At 64.7% G+C, this 21,580-nt stretch carries 18 protein-coding genes and 1 tRNA gene; 5 read left to right on the top strand and 14 right to left on the bottom strand.

Going from position 1 to position 21,580, the window contains the following annotated elements:
• The first annotated feature begins 54 nt into the window (after positions 1-54).
• Both mrdA and rodA read left to right on the top strand, forming a co-directional pair.
• Positions 55-2,430: a penicillin-binding protein 2 gene (gene mrdA, locus VSR82_RS22550; protein ID WP_429461579.1), complete on the top strand. Its 2,376-nt coding sequence runs from the start codon at positions 55-57 to the stop codon at positions 2,428-2,430.
• A gap of 10 nt (positions 2,431-2,440) precedes the next feature.
• Positions 2,441-3,589, top strand: a complete 1,149-nt coding sequence (rodA, locus tag VSR82_RS22545; RefSeq protein WP_368583221.1) for a rod shape-determining protein RodA — start codon at positions 2,441-2,443, stop codon at positions 3,587-3,589.
• Positions 3,590-3,668: 79 nt separating this feature from the next.
• Here the strand turns inward: rodA and VSR82_RS22540 are convergent, their stop codons facing one another.
• From VSR82_RS22540 to def, 14 genes are all read right to left on the bottom strand, one after another.
• Positions 3,669-4,406 (bottom strand): tetratricopeptide repeat protein, encoded by a 738-nt coding sequence (locus VSR82_RS22540; RefSeq protein WP_429461577.1) that lies wholly within the window; start codon positions 4,404-4,406, stop codon positions 3,669-3,671.
• Positions 4,403-5,185, bottom strand: coding sequence for an HpcH/HpaI aldolase family protein (locus VSR82_RS22535; protein WP_429461575.1), 783 nt, complete (start codon positions 5,183-5,185; stop codon positions 4,403-4,405). Before VSR82_RS22535 ends, VSR82_RS22540 begins: the two co-directional genes overlap by 4 nt.
• Before the next feature lie 203 nt (positions 5,186-5,388).
• Positions 5,389-5,835: a 6-carboxytetrahydropterin synthase QueD gene (gene queD, locus VSR82_RS22530; protein WP_429461573.1), complete on the bottom strand. Its 447-nt coding sequence runs from the start codon at positions 5,833-5,835 to the stop codon at positions 5,389-5,391.
• Between the two features lie 6 nt (positions 5,836-5,841).
• Positions 5,842-6,474, bottom strand: coding sequence for a 7-carboxy-7-deazaguanine synthase (gene queE / locus VSR82_RS22525; protein WP_013088055.1), 633 nt, complete (start codon positions 6,472-6,474; stop codon positions 5,842-5,844).
• Positions 6,475-6,528: 54 nt separating this feature from the next.
• Positions 6,529-7,260, bottom strand: a complete 732-nt coding sequence (gene queC / locus VSR82_RS22520) for a 7-cyano-7-deazaguanine synthase QueC (RefSeq protein WP_498858086.1) — start codon at positions 7,258-7,260, stop codon at positions 6,529-6,531.
• A gap of 394 nt (positions 7,261-7,654) precedes the next feature.
• Positions 7,655-7,730, bottom strand: a tRNA-Phe gene (locus VSR82_RS22515).
• A gap of 94 nt (positions 7,731-7,824) precedes the next feature.
• Positions 7,825-8,514 (bottom strand): response regulator transcription factor EsaR, encoded by a 690-nt coding sequence (esaR, locus tag VSR82_RS22510; protein ID WP_176109833.1) that lies wholly within the window; start codon positions 8,512-8,514, stop codon positions 7,825-7,827.
• Positions 8,515-10,941 (bottom strand): sensor histidine kinase, encoded by a 2,427-nt coding sequence (locus tag VSR82_RS22505; protein ID WP_410850696.1) that lies wholly within the window; start codon positions 10,939-10,941, stop codon positions 8,515-8,517.
• Positions 10,931-11,530: a DUF4390 domain-containing protein gene (locus tag VSR82_RS22500; RefSeq protein WP_176109835.1), complete on the bottom strand. Its 600-nt coding sequence runs from the start codon at positions 11,528-11,530 to the stop codon at positions 10,931-10,933. Before VSR82_RS22500 ends, VSR82_RS22505 begins: the two co-directional genes overlap by 11 nt.
• On the bottom strand, positions 11,527-12,966 hold the full coding sequence (gene rsmB, locus VSR82_RS22495) for a 16S rRNA (cytosine(967)-C(5))-methyltransferase RsmB (protein ID WP_498858085.1): 1,440 nt from the start codon (positions 12,964-12,966) through the stop codon (positions 11,527-11,529). Before rsmB ends, VSR82_RS22500 begins: the two co-directional genes overlap by 4 nt.
• A gap of 197 nt (positions 12,967-13,163) precedes the next feature.
• Complete coding sequence (gene htpX, locus VSR82_RS22490) at positions 13,164-14,021, bottom strand: zinc metalloprotease HtpX (RefSeq protein ID WP_429461565.1); 858 nt, start codon at positions 14,019-14,021, stop codon at positions 13,164-13,166.
• A 105-nt stretch (positions 14,022-14,126) separates the two neighbouring features.
• Positions 14,127-14,768, bottom strand: a complete 642-nt coding sequence (locus VSR82_RS22485) for a LysE family translocator (RefSeq protein WP_410850694.1) — start codon at positions 14,766-14,768, stop codon at positions 14,127-14,129.
• 115 nt (positions 14,769-14,883) lie between these two features.
• On the bottom strand, positions 14,884-15,879 hold the full coding sequence (gene fmt / locus VSR82_RS22480; RefSeq protein ID WP_498858084.1) for a methionyl-tRNA formyltransferase: 996 nt from the start codon (positions 15,877-15,879) through the stop codon (positions 14,884-14,886).
• Between the two features lie 29 nt (positions 15,880-15,908).
• Complete coding sequence (gene def / locus VSR82_RS22475; protein ID WP_176122366.1) at positions 15,909-16,412, bottom strand: peptide deformylase; 504 nt, start codon at positions 16,410-16,412, stop codon at positions 15,909-15,911.
• A gap of 275 nt (positions 16,413-16,687) precedes the next feature.
• Between def and dprA the strand changes: the two genes are divergently transcribed.
• From dprA to VSR82_RS22460, 3 genes are all read left to right on the top strand, one after another.
• Positions 16,688-17,917 (top strand): DNA-processing protein DprA, encoded by a 1,230-nt coding sequence (dprA, locus tag VSR82_RS22470; RefSeq protein WP_429461561.1) that lies wholly within the window; start codon positions 16,688-16,690, stop codon positions 17,915-17,917.
• Between the two features lie 101 nt (positions 17,918-18,018).
• On the top strand, positions 18,019-18,396 hold the full coding sequence (locus VSR82_RS22465) for a thioredoxin family protein (protein ID WP_013088044.1): 378 nt from the start codon (positions 18,019-18,021) through the stop codon (positions 18,394-18,396).
• A gap of 310 nt (positions 18,397-18,706) precedes the next feature.
• Entirely contained in the window at positions 18,707-21,373 is a 2,667-nt protein-coding gene (locus VSR82_RS22460) for a DNA topoisomerase III (RefSeq protein ID WP_368587356.1), read from the top strand.
• Positions 21,374-21,580: the final 207 nt, after the last annotated feature.

Genomic DNA, 21,580 nt, shown 5'->3' with positions numbered 1-21,580 from the left:
GCCAGTTTGGGCGCACACTCTTGATGGCCGCACGCCGGCCTTTTGCAGAATCGCATGACCGAATTCAAGGACACTCAACAGCAGCTCACGAAATTCCGCCTGCGCGTCGCGGCGGCGGGCCTGTTCGTGTTCGTCTGCTTCGGGCTGATCGGCTTCCGCTTCCTGTTCCTGCAGGTCTGGCACTACAGCAAGTACTCGCTGCAGGCCGATGAAAACCGCATCTCCGTCGCGCCGATCGTGCCGAACCGCGGCATCATCACCGACCGCAACGGCGTCGTGCTCGCGAAGAACTACTCGGCCTACACGCTCGAAATCACACCGTCGAAGCTGAACGACACGCTCGATAACGTGGTCGACAACCTCGCCACGGTAGTCTCGATCGACGCGCGCGACCGCCGCCGCTTCAAGAAACTGCAGGAAGACTCGAAGAATTTCGAAAGTCTGCCGATCCGCACGCGCCTGACCGACGACGAAGTCGCGCGCTTCACCGCGCAGCGCTTCCGCTTCCCCGGCGTCGAAGTGCGCGCGCGGCTGTTCCGCCAGTACCCGCTCGGGCCGACCGCCGCGCACGTGATCGGCTACATCGGACGGATTTCGCAGCGCGACCAGGACCGCATCGACGACGCCAGCGATCAGAACGACAGCGATCCGGACCACTACGATCCGCGTCTGGACGCGAACAACTACAAGGGCACCGATTACATCGGCAAGATCGGCGTCGAGCAGAGCTACGAAACCGAGCTGCACGGCCAGACCGGCTTCGAGGAAGTCGAGGTGACGGCGGGCGGCCGCCCGGTGCGCACGCTGTCGCGCACCCAGGCGACGCCGGGCAACAACCTCGTGCTGTCGCTCGACATCGGCCTTCAGCAGGTCGCCGAACAGGCGTTCGCCGGACGTCGCGGCGCGCTCGTCGCGATCGAGCCGTCCACCGGCGACGTGCTCGCGTTCGTGTCGGCGCCGAGCTTCGACCCGAATTCATTCGTCGACGGCATCGACCAGCAGACCTGGGACGAGCTGAACAACTCGCCCGACCATCCGCTGCTGAACCGGCCGCTACACGGCACCTACCCACCGGGCTCGACCTACAAGCCGTTCATGGCGCTCGCCGCGCTGTCGCTGCACAAGCGCACGCCGAGCTGGGGCTTCCAGGACCCCGGCTACTACACGTTCGGCGGACACACGTTCCGCAACGACGTGCGCTCGGGCCAGGGTTGGGTGGACATGAATCGCGCGATCGTCGTGTCGAACGACACGTACTTCTACATGCTCGCGCACGATCTCGGCGTCAACAACATCGCGAACTTCATGAAGCCGTGGGGTTTCGGGCAGATCACCGGCATCGACATCGCCGGCGAAGCGAAGGGCATCCTGCCGTCGACCGACTGGAAGCGCCATGCGTATCGCCGCCCCGAGCAGCAGAAGTGGTACGAAGGCGAAACGGTCAGCCTCGGCATCGGTCAGGGCTACAACTCGTTCACGATCCTGCAGCTCGCGCATGCCACCGCAACGCTCGCGAACAACGGCGTCGTGATGAAGCCGCACCTCGTGCGCGACATCGAGAATCCGATCACGAAGGACACGCGGCCGGTGGTGCGCGACCCGAGCGACAAGATCGCGGTCAAGCAGCAGGATATCGACTTCATCAAGCACGCGATGGAAGGCGTGGTCACGAACGGCACGGCGGCCAAGGTGTTCGCGGGCGCCGCGTACCAGGCGGCGGGCAAGACCGGTACCGCGCAGGTGTACTCGCTGCAGGGCGCGAACTACAAGGGTCACGCGATCGCCGAGAATTTGCGCGATCACGCGCTGTTCATTGCGTTCGCGCCAGTCGAGCAACCGAAGATCGCGCTCGCGCTGATCGTCGAAAACGGCGGCTGGGGCGCGGAGGCGGCCGGTCCGATCGCGCGCCGGGTGCTCGACTATTACCTGGTCGGCAAGAACAAGCCCGGCGTGGTGGAAGCCGCCGTCGCGGCGGCGGCATCGAACACCGCCGAAGCGTCCGCGCCACAGGTCGGTGAGACGCCAACGCAGCATGAGGGCGCCCAGCCGCTGAGGATTGCGGCGGGCTTCAAGGCACTGCCGGTGCCGGGGGCGGCGGCTGCCGTGGCGGCCTCGGGTGAGTCGGCGGCTGTTGCGGCTTCGGACGCGAATGGCGCGTCCGTGCCGGTGGCGGCATCGGCTGGCGCGGCGGCAACGGTGCCGGCCAGCGCACCGGCAGCGGCTTCGGCCGGCGCGGCGCGGGCGGCGTCGGCGGCCAGGCCGGCATCGGCTTCCGCCGCGGCAAAGCAATCCGCGTCGCGTACGTCCGGCGCCCCGCACAAACCCCGTCCGGCCAGTGAGCCGGCGCCGAGCGTCGCGGCCCCCTCGCGCGAGGACAGCGTCCAGGGCGCGTCACCGCGCCAGCCCGCCACCGGCGGTATCGACGAATAAGGAGAAAGGCATGCAATTCGACAAGCGCGCCTGGCTCGACCGCATCAAGCGGATGTTCGCGGGCTTCGACCGTCCGCTCGCACTGATCGTGTTTCTGCTGCTGTGCGTCGGCATCGTCACGCTGTACAGCGCGAGTCTCGACGTGCCGGGCCGCGTCGAAGACCAGCTGCGCAACATCCTGCTCACCTTCGTGCTGATGTGGGGGCTCGCCAATGTGCCGCCCAATACGCTGATGCGCTTCGCGGTCCCGCTTTACACGTTCGGGATCGCGCTACTGGTCGCAGTCGCGATGTTCGGTCTCACGCGCAAGGGCGCGAAGCGCTGGATCAACGTCGGCGTGGTGATCCAGCCATCGGAAATACTGAAGATCGCGACACCGCTGATGCTCGCCTGGTACTACCAGCGCCGCGAAGGCGTGATGCGCTGGTACGACTACCTGGTCGGCTTCGCGATCCTCATCGTGCCGGTCGGCCTGATCGCGAAACAGCCCGACCTCGGCACGGCCGTGCTCGTGTTCGCCGCCGGCCTGTTCGTGATTTACTTCGCGGGGCTGAGCTTCAAGCTGATCGTACCGGTGCTGATCGCAGGCGTGATCGCGGTTGTGTCGATCGCGGCGTTCCAGGACAAGATCTGTCAGCCCGAAGTGCAGTGGCCGCTAATGCACGACTATCAGAAGCACCGTATCTGTACGCTGCTCGATCCGACCTCGGACCCGCTCGGCAAAGGCTTCCACACGATTCAGGCGGTGATCGCGATCGGTTCGGGCGGCCCGCTCGGCAAGGGCTGGCTGAAGGGTACGCAAGCGCATCTGGAGTTCATCCCCGAGAAGCACACCGACTTCATCTTCGCGGTGTTTTCGGAAGAGTTTGGTTTGGCGGGCGGGATCGTGCTACTCACGCTGTACATGCTATTGATCGCGCGCGGGCTCTACATCGCGGCCAACGGCGCGACCTTGTTCGGGCGATTATTGGCCGGCTCTTTGACGATGGCGTTCTTCACGTACGCGTTCGTCAATATCGGCATGGTGAGCGGGATTCTGCCGGTGGTCGGCGTGCCGTTGCCGTTCATGAGTTACGGTGGCACCGCGCTGACTACATTGGGTGTCGCGACCGGGCTGATCATGAGTGTCGCGCGACAGAAGCGGTTGATGCAGAGCTAAGCGTCGCTAGCGGCACGCAGCAATCGAAAATGCAAAAGGGCGCTCGTTGCGAGCGCCCTTTTGCTTTATTGCTACCTCATTACTGCGGCTTCACTTCCTTCTGATCGCGCAACTGCGCGCTCAACTGCTGATACTTCAGGCGCGCGGCCGGATCGCCCTGCGCCGCCGCGGCCGCGTAATACGCGCGTGCCACATTCAGATTCCGGTCGACACCATCGCCGCCGCGCTCGTAGAACGAGCCAGTCACATACTGCGCGGTCATGTCGCCGCCCTGCGCCGCCTTCTTGTACCAGACGAACGCCTGCTTGTTGTCGCGCTCGGTACCGCGTCCGTCGAGGAACTGGTTCGCGAGCGCGAGCTCCGCCTGCACATGACCCTGCGCAGCCGCCTTCATGAACCAGCGATGCGCCTCCACGGGGTCGCGCTCGACGAACTCGCCATCGTCGTACATCTTGCCGTACACATATTGCGCGTGCGACATGTTCGCGTCGGCGGCCTTGCGCAGCCACTTCTTGCCTTCGTCGACGTTGACCGGCGTGCCTTCGCCGTTGAGCAGCATCATCGCGTAGTTGAATTGGGCGAGCCGGCTGCCGCGCTCGGCGGCCTCGCGGAATTCGGTCAGCGCAGCGGCGAGGTTGCCGGCGTTGTAATCGGCCACTGCGGATTGCGTCTGCGGATCGTTCGCTCTTGCGACGTGATCCTGTGCGTGCGCGGCGCTCCATGCGGTACTCGCAAGCAGCGCCGCCGCCGTAATGGTCACTTGCGCGGTCACCCGCGCAATCCTCGGCCCGGCGCCCCCCTGCACTCTGCCGTTCATGACCTCACCTCCTGCAATGCCTGACGCGTCGCGCGCAACATCCAGATCACGTCGGCGGCCAGCGCCACGAAGCGAAAGCCCGCGTCGCGATGCTGCCGCGCGCTGGCCACGTCCATCGCGAAGATGCCGGCGGCAATACCGGCCTTGTCCGCCGCGCTGACGATACGCGCCATCGCTGCCTGCACGTCCGCGTGCTTCGCGTCGCCCAGATGACCGAGGCTCGCGGCGAGATCGGCCGGCCCGACGAACACGCAGTCGACGCCCGGCGTCGCCGCGATCTGCTCGACCTCCCGCAAGCCGCGCGCCGATTCGATCTGCACAATCGTCGCGATCTGTGCGTTGGCCGTCTGCACGTAGTCGCGTCGCATGCCGTAGCCGGCCGCACGCACGACGCCCGCGACACCGCGCAGTCCGTCGAGGGCCTCGGCGGTCGGATATTGGGTGAGCCGCACGGCGCGTGCCGCGTCTTCAGCGGATTCGATGTTCGGGAACATCAGCGTGCGCGCGCCGGCGTCGAGTACGCGCTTGACGAGCCACGGCTCGCTCGCTGGCACGCGCACCACCGGCTCGCTCGGCAGATGGGCGGCGGCGATCGCGCGCAGTTGCGACTCGACGCCACCGCTATCGTTCGGCGCGTGCTCCATGTCGATCAGCAGCCAGTCGAAGCCGGCGTGCGCGAGCGCTTCGGCGCCGGCTTCGCTGCCGAGCGACAACCACAGCCCGAATAGCGGCGCGTCGTCCTTCAGACGTTGTTTGAGGGAGTTGGTGAAGGTGCTCATCGGCTGGCCTCGCGCAGGGTTGCAATGCGAAGCGGGGCCAGATAGCGAATCAGGCAGGCACCGGGGCGCTGACGGCCTCGATGCCTGCTGCGACGCGATGCGGTGACCGGCATGTCTCGCTCCGTGTGTTGGTCGGAACGATCATACCGTGACAATAACGCGAGAGTTCGCTCGCGCGCCGGGGTGTGGCTTCGGGCTGGAAGCTAGTCGCGGACCACGTCGGCCCAGCAGTTCGGCGTCTCGTACAGACGCACTTTATGCAGGCGCAGATTCACGCCGTAGTGCGCGTCGTAGACGTTCGCGAGAATATCGAACGCAATCGCGGCGAGGTTTTCGACCGTGGGAATGCGATCGATCACGACCGTCTTGTGACCCGCCATGCTGTCGAGAAAGTCACGCACCTGCGTGTCGCCTTCGTAGACGAGAAACGCGTGGTCCCACTTGTCGACCAGGTGTTCGGTTGCGAGCGACTTCACGTCGGCGAAGTCCATCACCATGCCGCGGTCGGGCGCGCCTTCGGTGTCGACCAGATCGCCTTGCAGCGTGATTTCGAGCACATAGCGATGGCCGTGCAGATTACGGCACTGGCTGCGGTGATCGGGGATGCGGTGGCCCGCGTCGAATTCGAGTTTTCGGGTAATCGTCAGCACGGCAAATCAGGGAATGTTCAGATACTTGTGAGTCTGCATCGACAGGCGCCACTGCGGATGACGCTTGCACCAGTCGATCGCGAGCTTCGTGTTGATATCGCGCGAAGGACCGTCCATCGGCTGGACGAGGAAATACTCGAAGTCGAGCTTCGCGTAGTCGGCGAGGCGCTGGTTGTCCTGAGGGATCACGACCTTCAGTTCGTTGCCCTTGGTCACGACGAGCGGCGCGTCGGCCTTCGGGCTCACGCAGATCCAGTCGATCGTGTCGAGCACCGGCAACGAGCCGTTGGTCTCGATCGCGATCTCGAAGCCGGCCGCGTGCAGCGCGTCGACGAGCGGCTGATCGATCTGCAGCATCGGCTCGCCACCGGTGCATACGACGAAGCGTTCGCCCTCGCCTTGCGGCCATTGCGACGCGATCATCGCGACGAGTTCGTCAGGTGTGCGGTACTTGCCGCCGTTCTCGCCGTCGGTGCCGACGAAATCGGTGTCGCAGAAACGGCAGACCGCTTCCGCGCGATCCTCTTCGCGGCCCGACCACAGATTGCAGCCCGCGAAACGGCAGAACACGGCCGGCCGCCCGGCATTCGCGCCCTCGCCCTGCAACGTGTAGAAGATTTCCTTGACCGCGTACGTCATGCTGCTATCTGTCCTGTGTTCCTGAATCAATGATGCGCGCTCTTGCGCGAACCGTCACACTGGCTCGGTGACTTTTTCACCGGCGAGGTAAGCCTCATAGCCACGTTTGCGCAACCGGCATGCCGGGCATTCGCCGCAGCCGAAGCCCCATGAATGCAGCTCGGCGCGTTCGCCGAGGTAGCACGTGTGCGTTTCGACGCGCACCAGTTCGACCAGTGCGTCGCCGCCGAGCTCGTGTGCGAGACGCCATGTGTCGGCCTTGTCGAGCCACATCAGCGGTGTCTCAAGCGCGAAGCGCGTGTCCATGCCGAGATTCAGCGCGACCTGCAGCGCCTTCATCGTGTCGTCGCGGCAATCGGGGTAGCCCGAGAAGTCCGTCTCGCACATCCCGCCGACCAGCACCTGCAAACCGCGCCGATATGCGATGGCCCCGGCAATCGTCATGAACATCAGATTGCGGCCCGGCACGAACGTGTTCGGCAACCCATTGGCCGTGGCTTCGATTTCGATCTCGCGCGTCATCGCGGTGTCGCTGATCGCGCCGAGCAGCGACAGGTCGATCGTGTGATCGTCGCCGAGACGATCGGCCCATGCAGGAAACGCACGCACGACAGCCTGGCGGAACCCCTCGCGGCATTCAAGCTCGACGCGATGACGCTGACCATAATCGAAGCCGATCGTTTCGACCGTGTCGTAACGATCGAGCGCCCACGCGAGACACGTGGCGGAATCCTGGCCGCCGGAAAACAGCACGAGCGCGCTACGCTTAGCGTCTTTGCGGATCACCGTGATACTCCGTGAATGAGAGTGCCACGTCGCGCTGCGCGAGGTGCGCTATGCGAGCAACGCGGCGCGACGTGTGCCGGCATTGTGCCGGCCCAAAGCAGTATAGGTCGCGCGTTGCGCGTGAACGTGGCTGGGCGCTTATACCGCCGATCGTCGGGCGAAGGGTTGGGTGCTTCGGTGCGATACGCTCGGCACCGCATTCGCGCGGTGTACGACCGCGTGCGACGCCTGCAGGCAAGTCTTTGAACTGGCGCGATTTTATCACGCGGCACCGAATGTCACCGACGCCTGCTGTCCTACGCGCGCGGTTCCAACTGCATGGCGAGCCAAAGTGACGACTTGTCCGCCAAACGGAAAAGCCCCAGGAATCTTGCGATTTCCTGGGGCTGAATCCTGGTGGCCTGGGGCGGAATCGAACCACCGACACGCGGATTTTCAATCCGCTGCTCTACCAACTGAGCTACCGGGCCAACGAAGAACGAAACTATATCAAGCGATCCGCAGTTCAGCAAGCCCTTTCATAAAAAATTTTGCCTAGCCGCGTTCGCATGCAACAGGTGGCGCTCACTCGCCCTTGTTCTTGCCGAGATCGACGCCGAGTTGCTTCAGCTTGCGATAAAGATGCGTGCGCTCCAGACCGGTCTTCTCCGCGACGCGCGTCATGCTGCCGTTCTCGCGCGCGAGGTGATATTCGAAGTACGCGCGCTCGAACGCGTCGCGCGCATCGCGCAGCGGAATGTCGAACGAGATCGACGCGGTTTGCGCGGCGAGCGCGCCGCCGCCGACGCCATCGGCCGACAGCATCGGCAACGCGGCCGCCGACGCGACCGACGATGCGCTGACGGGCAACGCCGGCTTCGCGGCCACACCGCCTGGCACGGCCGCCGAGTTGCCGCGCGCGAGTCCTTGCTCGACCGCCTTCAGCAGCTTCTGCAACGCGATCGGCTTTTCGAGGAAGTTGAGCGCGCCGATCTTGGTGGCCTCGACCGCGGTGTCGATCGTCGCGTGACCGGACATCATGATGACGGGCATCGTCAATTGACCTTGCGCGGCCCATTCCTTGAGCAGCGTCACGCCGTCGGTGTCCGGCATCCAGATGTCGAGCAGCACGAGGTCCGGCGCCTGACGCAGCCGGAACTCGCGCGCTTCCTGCGCGTTTTCAGCGGCCTCCACGACGTGTCCTTCGTCGCTGAGGATCTCCGAGAGCAGTTCCCGGATGCCCATTTCATCATCTACCACCAGGATGGTTGCCATTTACGCTGCCCTTGTCTGCACTGTTGCTTTTGTCGTTCCCTGCGACGCTCCACCATGCGCCGGATGCGCACCCGAACCAGGTGCACCCGGCTGCGCGGGGTCGTCCGCCAGTTGAAGGAAGAGAATCGAAATCTGCGCGCCTTCGATCACGTCGCCAGCCTTCATGCGATTGCGAATGTCGATGCGCGCGCCATGTTCGTCGACGATCTTCTTGACCATCGCAAGTCCCAGACCCGTACCTTTGGCCTTGGTCGTCACGTACGGCTCGAACGCGCGCGTGAGGATACGCGCGGGAAAGCCCGGTCCGTTATCCGACACGGTCAGACGCACCGCGACGCGCGCCTTGCCTTGCACGTCGGGGTCTCCGTATTCTACTGTCCTCGTCTCGAGCAAAACACGCGGATGCGCGACTTCGGCGACCGCGTCCTGCGCGTTCTGCAGCAGGTTGTGGATCACCTGACGCAATTGCGTCGCGTCGCCGCGTATCGCGGGCAGGGCCGCGAGCTCAATCTGGATCGCGCCCTTGCCTTCCTCGATACCGTACAGCGTGAGCACCTCGCTGACCAGATCGTTCAATTGCAGATGCGCGAGCACCGCGGGCGGTGTGCGCGCGTAGTCGCGGAAATCGTCGACCATCTGCTTCATCGCGGCGACCTGATTGACGATCGTCGTCGCACCGCGCTTCAGCACGTCCGCATCCGACGGCGCGAGCTTGTCGGCGAGCTTCATCTGCAAACGCTCGGCCGACAATTGAATCGGCGTGAGCGGATTCTTGATCTCGTGCGCAAGGCGCCGTGCGACTTCGCCCCATGCAATCGAACGCTGCGCGGAGATCACGTCGGAGATGTCGTCGAATACGACCACGTAGCCAGAGGTCTGGATGTCTTCGGCATCGCGCTCGTTCGCCGCGACGAGGCGCGCGCCCCGCACGAGCAACGTGAGCGGCTCGGTCTCGCCGGGTACAGGCACCGAGAACTGCTGCTGCCAATGGCCGTTATCGTCATGGCCGTCTTCGCTCGCCGCTTCGCGATCGGCGAATGCCTTGCGCACCATCGCGCCGAATTCGCCGAGCACGCCGATCTGATCGAGCGACGATCCGAGCACCGTCTGGAACGGCTGACGGAAAATCCGCTCGGCGCCGCGATTCGCAGTGGTCAGCCGGAACTGTCGGTCGAACACGAACACGCCCGCGGTCAGGTTCGCGAGGATGCTCTCCAGATACGCCTTCGAATGCTCGAGCGCGATACGATTTTTCTCGACCGCCCCGCGCGCTTCCGCCAACTGCCGCGTCATTGCGTTGAACGACTGCGTGAGGAAGCCCAGTTCGTCGCGCGACTTGATCTCGCGCTTCGGCGTGTAGTCGCCCTCGGTGATTTCCTTCGTGCCCTGCGCGAGCAGGAACAGCGGCCGCGCGAGCTGATTGCCGAGCGCGAGCGCGAGCATCATCGCGATGAAGGTCGCGAGAAACAGCGACAGCGTCAGCGTGCCGATGTACATCTTGCGCAGGCCCGTACGGCCGAGCGCCTTCTCCTGATACTCGCGATACGCGCGCTGCACCGCGTCGGCGTTGCGCGCGAGTGTCGTCGAAACTGGCTGCGTCAGTTGCAGGAAGCGTTCGGCGGGCTGCAATAGCGATGCGTTCGCATCGGGAATACGCTGCACCACGCGCAGACGCAGCGCGCCCTTGCCGCCCTGCGCATGCGCGTCGCCGTCCACCTCGCCTTCGATCGCCGCATAGCCGTGGCCGCGCGCCTGCTCGATCATCAGCGGTGTCGGCAGATCGTTCGGCAGCAGCATCGCGTAATTGCTGGACGCCTGCGCGACCACGTGCATGTCCGGCGTCGCGCCCGACATGCTGCGGGTCGGCTCGACGATCGTCGCGTCCTGCACGCCGAACTGGTCGCGCAGACGCAGCAACGTCAGCGTGGTGCCGGCCGCATCCGCGCTCGCGATCTGCTCGGACATCAGACGCGCCTTCGTCTGCAAATCGGACAGCGACGCGTCGAGCATGCCGCGCCCGAGATTGAGGCCGGACGCTAGCGCGGTTTCGACGTTCACGTCGAACCATGACTCGATGCTGCGCGACACGAACTGATACGACACGATGTAGATGATGCCGCCCGGCACCACGCCGACCAGCGCCATGAAGAACGCAAGCTTCGCGAGCAGCCGTGTACCGAATTTGCCCGTGCGTAATCGCACGACGATGATGACGACGAGCGTCGCCACCACCAGCAGAAAGATCATCGCGACCGCGACGTTGGCCGCGTACAGCCACTGGTAATAGCGGTCGAAGAATTCGGTGTTCGCGCTCGCGGCGGCCAGCAATACGAGCAGCAGCACGGCCGTGACCGCGACCGTCGACACCAGCACGCGCACGACGATGCTGCTGACACTGGTGGAAGATGAGCGCACTTTATTTAGCACGATCTGCCGCCGTGAAAGTGAAGCGCTTCCAATCAGAGGCGAGGTTCCAGTCGCGGTTGTTCACCGCGTCGATCTGGAATGGCTTGGGCATCAGCCCGATATCGAGTTGCATGCGCACCGACGCGTTATAGGTTTCGCCGACACGCACCTCATTGCGGTCAATCACGTGCCACGAGGTCACGTGCTTGATCACCGCGAGCGCGTCCTTCAGCGTGGAAAAGCCGAGCTGCAAGCCGCCCGATTGCACGCTCGACACGCGATATTCGCGCGTGAGCGGCTGGAACGACAGCCGCAAGCTTTGCGATACGCTGACTGGCTGCTCGTCGAACCAGTACCAGCGGGGCCGGCTCAGTTCGAAATCGGTCGTGAAATAAAGCGGAATGCCTTTGTTGACCGCGTCTTCGAGATTGCTGTTCAGCTCGAATTCGAAATGCGCATCGAGACTCCAGCCGCCGTTGTCGGCCTGCAGCGACGCCCGCTGCACCGCGATCGAGTCAGCGTGCGCCGCGCCCGGCGCTGCAAGCCAGACGGCCAGCGCGATCCAGAGCACGGCAGCGAGCCGAAGCGGGAAGAAGCGTTTTATGGTCACCGTTTCTGAAAGCGCGCGTAGAAAAATCCGTCGTGGTCTGAGTTCGTGCCGGCGCTGAAATCAGCGGGTCGTCCAGCATGAGAACCGGCCGATGAGTCGGCGGGCGCGCGGGCAACTGAGGGTAAAAGCTGCCCCGGCGCGTCCAATCGTACCGCATCCTGATGCTGGTTTCCAAACCACTGAGCCTGCAACTCGCCTTCTTCGGGGAAGATCGAACAGGTAACGTAAAGCAGCTCACCGCCGGGTTTCACGAGCGGCCACAGCGCGTCGAGAATGCGGCGCTGTTCGGCGACGAGCGCGGCGATATCCGACTGGCGACGCAACCAGCGGATATCCGGATGACGCCGCACGATGCCCGACGCAGAGCACGGCACGTCGGCGAGAATGCGGTCGAACGGCTGATCAAGATCGTCGTGCCACTGCACGGGGTTGCCCGCGTCGCCGATGCGCACTTCCGCTTCGAGCTTCAGACGCCGCAGGTTTTCGCCGATGCGGCGCGCGCGCGACGCATCGCTTTCGAGCGCAACGAGTTGAATGTTGGCGAGTTCGAGCAGATGGCCGGTCTTGCCGCCAGGGGCCGCGCATGCGTCGAGCACGCGCATGCCGTCACGCACGCCGAGCAGTTGCGCGGCGAGTTGCGCGCCTGCGTCCTGTACAGACACGACCCCTTCGCTGAAGCCCGGAATGCGCTCGACCGGTATCGCCGTGGCGAGGGTGACCGCGTGCTCGCCCGTCTTGCTCGCGGCGATCTGCTGGCGTTGCAGCTCTTGCAGATAGGCGTCGACCGTCGAATGGCGTGCGTTCACGCGCAACGTCAGCGGACCTTGCGTGTTGCCGACGGCCAGCACCGATTGCCATGCCTCCGGCCATGCGCGCTTCACCGCGTCGATCCACCACGCCGGATAGTTCCAGCGCGCGGCTTCGTCGGCTTGCACGGCGGCGAGCAACATGTCGCGCTCGCGCAGGAAGTTACGCAGCACCGCATTGACGAGCCCCTTCGCGAACCCGAACTCGCGGCGTGCGGCAATCGCCCTGACCGCCTGATCGACGACCGTAAACGGCGTGTAAGCGGCGCTCGCTTCGTCGTCGACGAGCAGTGCGAACGCGCACGCCAGCACATGCGCGACGTGCGGCGGCGGCGCTTTCTTCACGAGCTTCGCAATCAGCCACTCGGCGGTCGCGAGACGGCGCATCGTGCGATAGGCGATGTCCTGCACCGCGCCGCGCGCCGCCGCGGCGTTGCCCTCGGGCATCGACACGAGCACGCTCTGCAGCGCCGCGGGCAAGGCCGCGCCGAGACGCACGGCGCCGACGGCCTGAGCCGCGCAGTCGAGCGCGAACCCGAGCGATTCGGGCGACAGATGCAGCGCCGACAAACGGGATTCGCGCGAGCGCGCCGACGAGGAAGCAGAACGCGAAGAAGGCTTTGAAGTCATGAAGGGAGCAAGGGCCAGCCGCACGGTGCGCGCGGCGCAATCAGCGCACATTGTAGCGTGGCGCCGGTGGGGCGCCGCCGTGCGGGGGCGGCGGCAGACGCTGTCGCGCGGTGGCGACGAACGGTGCGAAAAAAAAGCGAGCCTCGCGGGCCCGCTCTTCAGTACTTCAGACTCGACGCGCCGAACGACGCTGCGGCTCAGTCGAAGCGCCCGGTGCGCGCCATTTCCATCAGACGCGCGATGCGTTCTTCGGTCGCAGGGTGTGTCGAGAACAGGTTCGCGATACCGCCGCCCGAGAGCGGATTCATGATCATCATCTGCGCGGTGGCCGGATGCGCCTCGGCCGTCGGGAACGGGATGCCGCTCGCATAGCGATGGATCTTGTCGAGCGCCGACGCCAAGGCCTCCGGGTCGCCCGAAATTTGCGCGCCGCCACGGTCGGCTTCGAATTCGCGCGCACGCGAAATGGCCATCTGGATCAGCGCGCCCGCAATCGGCGCGAGCAGCGCAACCGCGATGCTCGCGATCGGGTTCGCGGGACGCCCGTTTTCGTCGCGGCCGCCGAAGAACATCGCGAAGTTCGCCAATGCGGAAATCGCGCCGGCCATGGTCGCAGAAATCGTCGAGATCAGAATGTCGCGGTGCTTCACGTGCGAAAGTTCGTGCGCCATCACGCCGCGCATTTCGCGCTCGGACAGCACGCGCAGAATGCCGGTGGTCGCCGCGACCGCCGCGTGCTCCGGATTGCGGCCAGTGGCGAATGCGTTCGGCGCGTCTTCGTTGATCAGGTAGACGCGCGGCATTGGCAGGTTCGCGCGCGTGGCGAGATCGCGCACCATCCGATAGAACTGCGGCGCACTGTTTTCGTCGACTTCCTGCGCGTTGTACATGCGCAGGACCATCTTGTCGGAGAACCAGTACGAAAAGAAATTCATCCCAAGGGCGATCACGAGCGCAAGCATCATGCCGCGCGACCCGCCGATCATCCCGCCGATCACGATGAAAAGGGCCGTAATCGCGGCCATCAACATCGCGGTTTTCACCCAATTGAACATGTCTGCAACTCCTTGCCCTGAGCGTGGCCTTCATCTCCGTGCCGCGCGATTGCGGCGCCAGATTGTAAGAGAAATGTTAGATATGGGCGATGCGGGAAAATTCAATCATCGCGAGGCGGTCGCGAGTTTGATGCCGAGGCCCACGAACGCGCTGCCGACGCCGCGATCGAGCCAACGCTTGACCGTCGGCTTGCCCGAGAAACGCTGCGTGACACTGCCCGCAATCCACGCGACGAAACTGTTCCAGACCATGCTCATCAGCACGAAGACCGCGCCGAGCGTCAAAAACGCGAAGGTCTTGTGTTCGCTGCCCGTTGCAACGAACTGCGGGAAGAACGACACGAAGAACAGCACGACCTTCGGGTTCAGCACATTGGTCCAGAAGCCTTGCAGGAACAACTGCCGCAGTGACTTCGGCGTGGACGGCGCACGCGCGTCGCTGGCGGGTGCGCCCGCGGCCGGCTTCGTGAAGATCAGGCGCACACCCAGATAGATCAGATAGATCGCGCCGACGAATTTGACGATGGTGAACGCGGTGGCCGACGCGGCCAGCAGCGCGGTCAGCCCGAACGCGCAGGCCAGCGAGTGAATGCAGCAGCCCGCCGAAATGCCGAGCGCCGACATCAGCCCCGCGCCGCGGCCCTGGGCGACGCTGCGCCCGACGATATAAGCGGTATCCGGCCCCGGCGTGATGTTCAGGAGAAAAACCGCGACGATGAAAAACTCGAAATGGACGATGCCGAACATGTGATGAACCCTCGAAAACCTAGTCTGCTGCATGAGGATTCTAACGCGCGGCTGGCTCGCGGCGGGCGCCGGGAACGCCGGCGGAATCGACGATGCTCTGGCGTGCGCGCCGCGCTTATTGCGCCTCGGGAAGCTCGAAGCGCTGGCCTGCTGCGAGCGGCGAACCGGCAAGGTATTCGCGCACCGGCAGGCGCTTGCCGCCGGGCTTCTGCAATTGCGTCAGACGCAGTGCGCCTTCGCCGCAAGCGACCAGCACGCCGTCGGCAAAAACCTCGGTGATGGTGCCCGGCGCCTTGCTGCTGCCCGACGCCGGCGAGGCAACGGCGCTGGCTGCCCAGATCTTGACGGTGTTGCCGTCGTCGAGCGTGCCGGCGCCACCGGGGAACGGATCGAACGCGCGTACCTGGCGCGCAAGCGCCTCGGCCGGGCGGCGCCAGTCGAGCGCCGCTTCGTGCTTGGCGATTTTCTCGGCGTAGGTCACGCCGTCGGCCGGTTGCGGGGTCGAGGCCAGCTTGCCGCTGCGCTCGAGCTCGATCAGCGCGTCGACGATCAGTTGTGCGCCGTGCTCAGCGAGGCGGTCGTGCAGCGTGGCGGTGGTGTCGTCGGCGGAGATCGGGGTGCGGACTTCGGAGATCATCGCGCCGGTATCGAGGCCGGCGTCCATCTGCATCAGCGTGATGCCGGTTTGGGCGTCGCCCGCCTCGATCGCGCGATGAATCGGCGCCGCGCCGCGCCAGCGCGGCAGCAGCGACGCGTGAATGTTGATGCAGCCGAAGCGCGGAATGTCGAGCACTTCCTGCGGCAGGATCAGCCCGTAGGCGGCGACCACCATCACGTCGTGCGGCGTCGCGCGCAGTTGCTCGATGCCGGCGGCGGCTTCCTCGGGGTACTTGCCGGCGCGGCGCAGCGATGTGGGCTGCGCGACTGCGAGGCCATGTTCCTGTGCGTAACGCTTGACCGGGCTTGCCTGCAGCTTCATGCCGCGTCCTGCGGGCCGGTCCGGCTGCGTCAAGACGAGCGGCACGGCAAACCCGGCGCGATGAATCGCGGCCAGCGCGGCCGCGGCGAATTCCGGCGTACCGGCGAAGATGACGCGCAACGAATGAGTCATGAATGAGCGGCGGGCAAGTTGAAAGCGCGTTACATCGCGTGGGCGAGCTTCTTCATCTTGCTCTTGATGCGCGTTTGCTTCAGCGGCGACAGATATTCGACGAACACGCGGCCCATCAGGTGATCCATCTCGTGCTGGATGCACACGGCGAGAAGCCCCTCGCAATCGAGCTCGAACGTTTCGCCCTTCTCGTTGAGCGCACGCACGCGCACTTTCTCGGCACGCTCGACGTTGTCGTAGATTCCGGGCACCGACAGGCACCCCTCTTCCGACAACTTCCTCTCATCGCTCGACCAGATGATTTCCGGGTTGATGAACGCGAGCAGTTCGTCGTGCGTTTCCGACACGTCGATCACGATCACGCGTTCGTGCACGTCCACCTGGGTGGCGGCGAGGCCGACGCCGGGCGCCGCGTACATCGTTTCGGCCATGTCGGCGACGAGGCGGCGGATACGGTCGTTGACCTCCTCGACTGGCTTCGCCACCTTGTGCAGCCGTTTGTCGGGGTAATTGAGGATGTTCAGTAAAGCCATGATTTCGAGTGTGATTTCAGACGCCGCTAACCATTGGAGGCTCGCGTTGGCCATTTGGCCAGGTTGTGAGCCCGTCGTAATACGCAGAGGATAGATGGTGTCGAACCGGTTCGATTCAACGCGCCTCGCGCGCCCGACGACGAACCCGCGCTCACGCGCGGCGTCGCGGCTATTCGCGGCTCATTGCCGTTCTATATGCACGGTTTTATTTCAGATCATGAAAATTTTAGCATGGCGCCCGCCTGCCCGCAGGCCCCGCCAGAGGAGCGACCCGCATGCACACGTTGCCCGCAACCCGTATCGAACTGACCGCCTGGCTGCGGTTGGCGCTTGCACCGGGCCTCAAACCCGCGGCGTTGCGCCTGTTGCTAGCCGCATTCGGGCTGCCGGAAGCGCTGTTTGCGCAGTCGCCGGATGCGCTCGCCGAGGTCGCCGGTGAGGCCGCGGCGCGCGCCGTGCTGGCGCCGCCGGGTCCGGCGTTCGACGGCCAGCTCGAGGCGGTGCTCGCATGGCGCGAGCAGCCGGGCAACCAGATCGTCACGCTCGACGACCCCGCTTATCCGCCCGCGCTGCTGACGATGCCCGATCCGCCGCCGCTGCTATATATAAAGGGCCGGCTCGACCTGCTCCATACGCGTGCGGTCGCGCTGGTGGGCAGCCGCAGCGCGACGCCGCAGGGCATCGAGGATGCGCGGCGGTTCGCGCACGAGCTGTCGGCGGCGGGCGTGACGGTCGTATCGGGACTCGCGCTCGGCATCGACGGCGCCGCGCATCGGGGCGGGCTGGAAGGTGTCGGCGGAACGGTCGCGGTGGTCGGCACCGGCGCGGATCTGGTCTATCCGGCCGCGCATCAGGCGCTCGCGCGGCAAATCGCGGCGCAGGGCGCGATTCTGTCGGAGTGGCCGCTCGGCACGCCGGCGCGCGCCGCCAACTTCCCGCAGCGCAACCGGCTGATCGCCGGGCTCGTCAGCGGAGTCGTGATCGTCGAGGCAGCTATGCGCTCCGGTTCGCTGATTACCGCGCGCCTTGCCAACGAGATGGGCCGCGACGTGTTCGCGTTGCCCGGATCGATTTACGCGCCGTTGTCGCGCGGCTGTCATCGAATGATCAAGCAGGGGGCGCGGCTCGTGGAAACGCCGGACGAGGTGCTGGAAGAACTGGGTTTTGACCGACGGACGGCGAGCAACGCGGGACGCGCGGCGAAGCAGGCCGTTCCGCCGGATCGGGCGCGTTCGCGCGTTTCGTCGAGCGGGACCGCTTTGCAAGCTGCGAGCGCCGCCTTCGCCGAGACACGGTCGTCCAAGCCGGGACCACTGCCGGAGCTCGCGCCCGACTCCCAACGTCTGCTCGCCGCGCTGGGCCATTCACCGACCACGCTTGAAATTCTCGCCGCCCGCACCGAGATGGAGGACGCGGCCCTGCACGCCGCCCTGCTCCGGCTCGAACTCGCCGGCGAGGTCACGCTGCTGCCCGGCGGCCGCTTCATGCGAGCCCATCATGACTGAGCCGAGACTGACCGGCATCAACGCGGATTGGCAACTTTTCGCGAGCGGCCATGCTACATTCGCGCCAAAGCATCCGACAAAGCACACAAGGAAATCACTTCATGCCCGCGCTGAACCTCGACACCGACCAGGACCGGATCGCCGAGCGCGTCAACGAACCCGACACACTGTTCGTTGCATGCCTGTGCGCGGAGTGGTGCGGAACGTGTCGCGAGTACCGGGACGCCTTCAACCAGCTGGCCGAGCGGCACCCGGAAGTCTGTTTCGCATGGATCGACATCGAAACTCATGCAGATCGGTTCGACGATCTGGACGTCGAGAATTTCCCGACCGTCCTGATCGAAGACTCGGTGACGACACGGTTTTTCGGTACGGTTTTGCCACAGGTGTCGATCGTCGAGCGGATGCTGTCGGATCTGACCGCACTGCCCGGCGTGACCGGTGCGCCGAAGCTGCGGCCGGCGCTGGCGGTCGCCTGAAGGCGGCTTCGCGCGCCGCACGGCCAGACGGAAAGCCTCGCGAAGCGCGGCTTGCGGCACGGGCCGTCGCCGACCATTTCTGGGACAGCATCGCCGCTGGCATCGCTGTCCGCACGCGGCGTTTGCCGCAGTTGATCAACCGCCGGACGCGCAATTATGATTGCGCGCTTTTATCGCACTTGACCCGTTGGGTTCGCGCCTTGTGCTATAAAGCGGTCGTTATTGGGTCGAAAGAGGTCTCAAGCGAGCGTCGCGCGCCATGTTGGCGCTCAAGGCCACCAACCCGGATCTACCAACCTCACATCGAGTCATGTCCAAAGCACTGATCATCGCCGAAAAGCCTTCTGTCGCGAACGACATCGCGCGCGCTTTGGGCGGCTTTACCAAGCATGACGAGTACTACGAAAGCGACGACTACGTTCTTTCGTCGGCAGTGGGCCATCTGCTGGAAATCGCCGCGCCCGACGAATACGAAGTCAAGCGCGGCAAGTGGAGCTTTGCCAACCTACCCGTCATTCCTCCACATTTCGATCTGAATCCGATCGCGAAGAGCGAGTCGCGCCTGAAGGTGCTGACCAAGCTGATGAAGCGCAAGGATATCGACCGTCTGATCAACGCATGCGACGCGGGGCGCGAGGGCGAGCTGATTTTCCGCCTGATTGCGCAGCACGCGAAAGCCAAACAGCCGGTGCAACGGCTGTGGCTGCAATCGATGACGGCCGGCTCGATCCGCGAGGGTTTCGCACGCCTGCGCAGCGACGAAGAGATGCAGCCGCTCGCCGACGCGGCGCGCTGCCGCTCGGAAGCGGACTGGCTCGTCGGCATCAACGGCACCCGCGCGATGACCGCGTTCAACAGCAAGGGCGGCGGCTTTTTCCTGACCACGGTCGGGCGCGTGCAGACGCCGACGCTGTCGATCGTCGTCGAGCGAGAAGAGAAGATTCGACGCTTCGTGCCGCGCGATTACTGGGAAGTGAAGGCGGAGTTCGTCTGTGCGGCCGGCTTTTACGAAGGCCGCTGGTTCGACCCGAAATTCAAGCGCGACGAGTTCGATCCGGAAAAGCGCGATTCGCGCCTGTGGTCGCTGCCCGCGGCAGAGACGATCGTCGCGGCCTGCCGTGGCCAAATGGGCGTGGTGACCGAGGAGTCGAAACCGTCGACGCAGCTGTCGCCTGCCCTCTTCGACCTGACCAGCCTGCAGCGTGAAGCCAACGGCCGCTTCGGCTTTTCGGCGAAGAATACGCTGGGCCTCGCTCAGGCGCTGTACGAAAAGCACAAGGTGCTCACCTATCCGCGAACCGACGCGCGCGCGCTGCCGGAAGACTACCTGGACACCGTCAAGCAGACGCTCGGCATGCTCAAGGAGAGCAACAACTACCTGCCGTTCGCAAAACAGGTGCTCGACAAGGGCTGGGTGAAGCCGAACAAGCGCATCTTCGACAACTCGAAGATCAGCGACCACTTCGCCATCATCCCGACGCTGCAGGCGCCGAAGAATCTGTCCGAGCCGGAACAGAAGCTCTATGACCTCGTCGTCAAACGCTTCCTCGCGGTGTTCTTCCCGGCCGCCGAATACCGTGTGACGACGCGCATCACCGAGGTGGTCGGCCATCACTTCAAGACCGAAGGCAAGGTGCTCGTCGAGCCGGGCTGGCTGCAGGTCTACGGCCGCGAAACCAGCGGCGAAGATGCGAACCTCGTGCCGGTGCAGAAGGACGAAAAGGTCAAGACCGACAAGATCGCCGCGCAGCAACTGGTCACCAAGCCGCCCGCACGCTACAACGAAGCGACGCTGCTGTCGGCGATGGAAGGCGCGGGCAAGCTCGTCGAAGACGACGAATTGCGCGAAGCGATGGCTGCCAAGGGGCTTGGCACGCCGGCGACGCGCGCGGCAATCATCGAAGGTCTGTTGACCGAAAAGTACCTGATCCGCGAAGGCCGCGATCTGATTCCGGCCGCCAAGGCCTTCCAGCTGATGACGCTGCTGCGAGGCCTCGGCGTGAAGGAGCTGACCGCGCCGGAGCTGACCGGGGAATGGGAATACAAGCTGTCGCAGATGGAGCGTGGCAACCTGCCGCGCGACGCGTTCATGCAGGAAATCGCGCGCATGACGCAAACTATCGTCAAACGCGCGAAGGAATACGATTCGGATACGATCCCGGGCGATTACGCGACGTTGCAGACGCCTTGCCCGAATTGCGGTGGCCAGGTGAAGGAAAACTACCGGCGCTTCGCGTGCTCGAAGTGCGAGTTCTCGATCTCGAAGATTCCGGGCGGCCGTCAGTTCGAAATCGCCGAAGTCGAGGAACTGCTGCAGAACAAGACGATCGGACCGCTGTCTGGCTTCCGCAGCAAGATGGGGCGGCCGTTCTCGGCGATCCTGAAACTGTCGCTCGACGACGAGATCAAGAATTACAAGCTCGAGTTCGACTTTGGCCAGGACGCTGCCGGCGAAGACGGCGAACCGCCCGACTTCTCCGATCAGCAGCCGGTCGGCGCGTGTCCGAAGTGTCAGGGCCGCGTGTTCGAGCACGGCATGAGCTACGTCTGCGAAAACTCGGTGGCGAGCCCGAAGTCGTGCGACTTCCGCTCCGGCAAGGTGATCCTGCAGCAGGAAATCGCCCGCGAGCAGATGGCCAAGCTGCTCGAGGAAGGGCGCACCGATCTGCTGACGAACTTCAAGTCGTCGCGTACCGGCCGCAACTTCAAGGCGTTCCTCGTCAAGCAGAACGACGGCAAGATCGGCTTCGAATTCGAGAAGAAGGAGCCGGCGGCGGCGAAGACCGCGGCGGCGAAGACTTCAGGTGCTCGCTCGGCGGCGAAGGCGATGCCGGAAGCGGACGAAGGCGATACCGCGGTGGCAGTGAAGGCCGAGCCGGCGGAAAAGAAGGTGGCGGCGAAGAAGGCGCCCGCCGCCAAGACCGCGGCGGCCAAGAAGGCACCGGCGAAAAAGACCGCGGCGCGAAAAATCGGCTAATAAGGCGGGGATTCGGATCGGCGGCTCGCGGGGGTAGCGGAGATAGCTTCATTCCGCCGCCGGGGTCGACAATCCGTGCATAGCCCGCGGTTTGCTCCGCATCCGCATCCGCATCTGTCCATAGAAAAAGGCGCAGTCACTTCAGGTGACTGCGCCTTTTTATTTTTATTGTCCGCCCGCATCGCTGCGGGCTTGGACATTCAGCGA

The organism is Burkholderia sp. JPY481, from assembly GCF_038900515.1.
Lineage (GTDB): Bacteria > Pseudomonadota > Gammaproteobacteria > Burkholderiales > Burkholderiaceae > Paraburkholderia > Paraburkholderia youngii.
Note: the sequence above shows the minus strand (reverse complement) of the source record. Positions and strands in the feature narration are given on the sequence as shown.

Bases quoted from the DNA above. Each gene is read 5' to 3' on its own strand.
- mrdA (WP_429461579.1), top strand. From the start codon at position 55: ATGACCGAATTCAAGGACACTCAACAGCAGCTCACGAAATTCCGCCTG.
- rodA (WP_368583221.1), top strand. From the start codon at position 2,441: ATGCAATTCGACAAGCGCGCCTGGCTCGACCGCATCAAGCGGATGTTC.
- VSR82_RS22540 (WP_429461577.1), bottom strand. From the start codon at position 4,406: ATGAACGGCAGAGTGCAGGGGGGCGCCGGGCCGAGGATTGCGCGGGTG.
- VSR82_RS22535 (WP_429461575.1), bottom strand. From the start codon at position 5,185: ATGAGCACCTTCACCAACTCCCTCAAACAACGTCTGAAGGACGACGCG.
- queE (WP_013088055.1), bottom strand. From the start codon at position 6,474: ATGACGTACGCGGTCAAGGAAATCTTCTACACGTTGCAGGGCGAGGGC.
- esaR (WP_176109833.1), bottom strand. From the start codon at position 8,514: ATGGCAACCATCCTGGTGGTAGATGATGAAATGGGCATCCGGGAACTG.
- rsmB (WP_498858085.1), bottom strand. From the start codon at position 12,966: ATGACTTCAAAGCCTTCTTCGCGTTCTGCTTCCTCGTCGGCGCGCTCG.
- htpX (WP_429461565.1), bottom strand. From the start codon at position 14,021: ATGTTCAATTGGGTGAAAACCGCGATGTTGATGGCCGCGATTACGGCC.
- VSR82_RS22485 (WP_410850694.1), bottom strand. From the start codon at position 14,768: ATGTTCGGCATCGTCCATTTCGAGTTTTTCATCGTCGCGGTTTTTCTC.
- fmt (WP_498858084.1), bottom strand. From the start codon at position 15,879: ATGACTCATTCGTTGCGCGTCATCTTCGCCGGTACGCCGGAATTCGCC.
- def (WP_176122366.1), bottom strand. From the start codon at position 16,412: ATGGCTTTACTGAACATCCTCAATTACCCCGACAAACGGCTGCACAAG.
- dprA (WP_429461561.1), top strand. From the start codon at position 16,688: ATGCACACGTTGCCCGCAACCCGTATCGAACTGACCGCCTGGCTGCGG.
- VSR82_RS22465 (WP_013088044.1), top strand. From the start codon at position 18,019: ATGCCCGCGCTGAACCTCGACACCGACCAGGACCGGATCGCCGAGCGC.
- VSR82_RS22460 (WP_368587356.1), top strand. From the start codon at position 18,707: ATGTCCAAAGCACTGATCATCGCCGAAAAGCCTTCTGTCGCGAACGAC.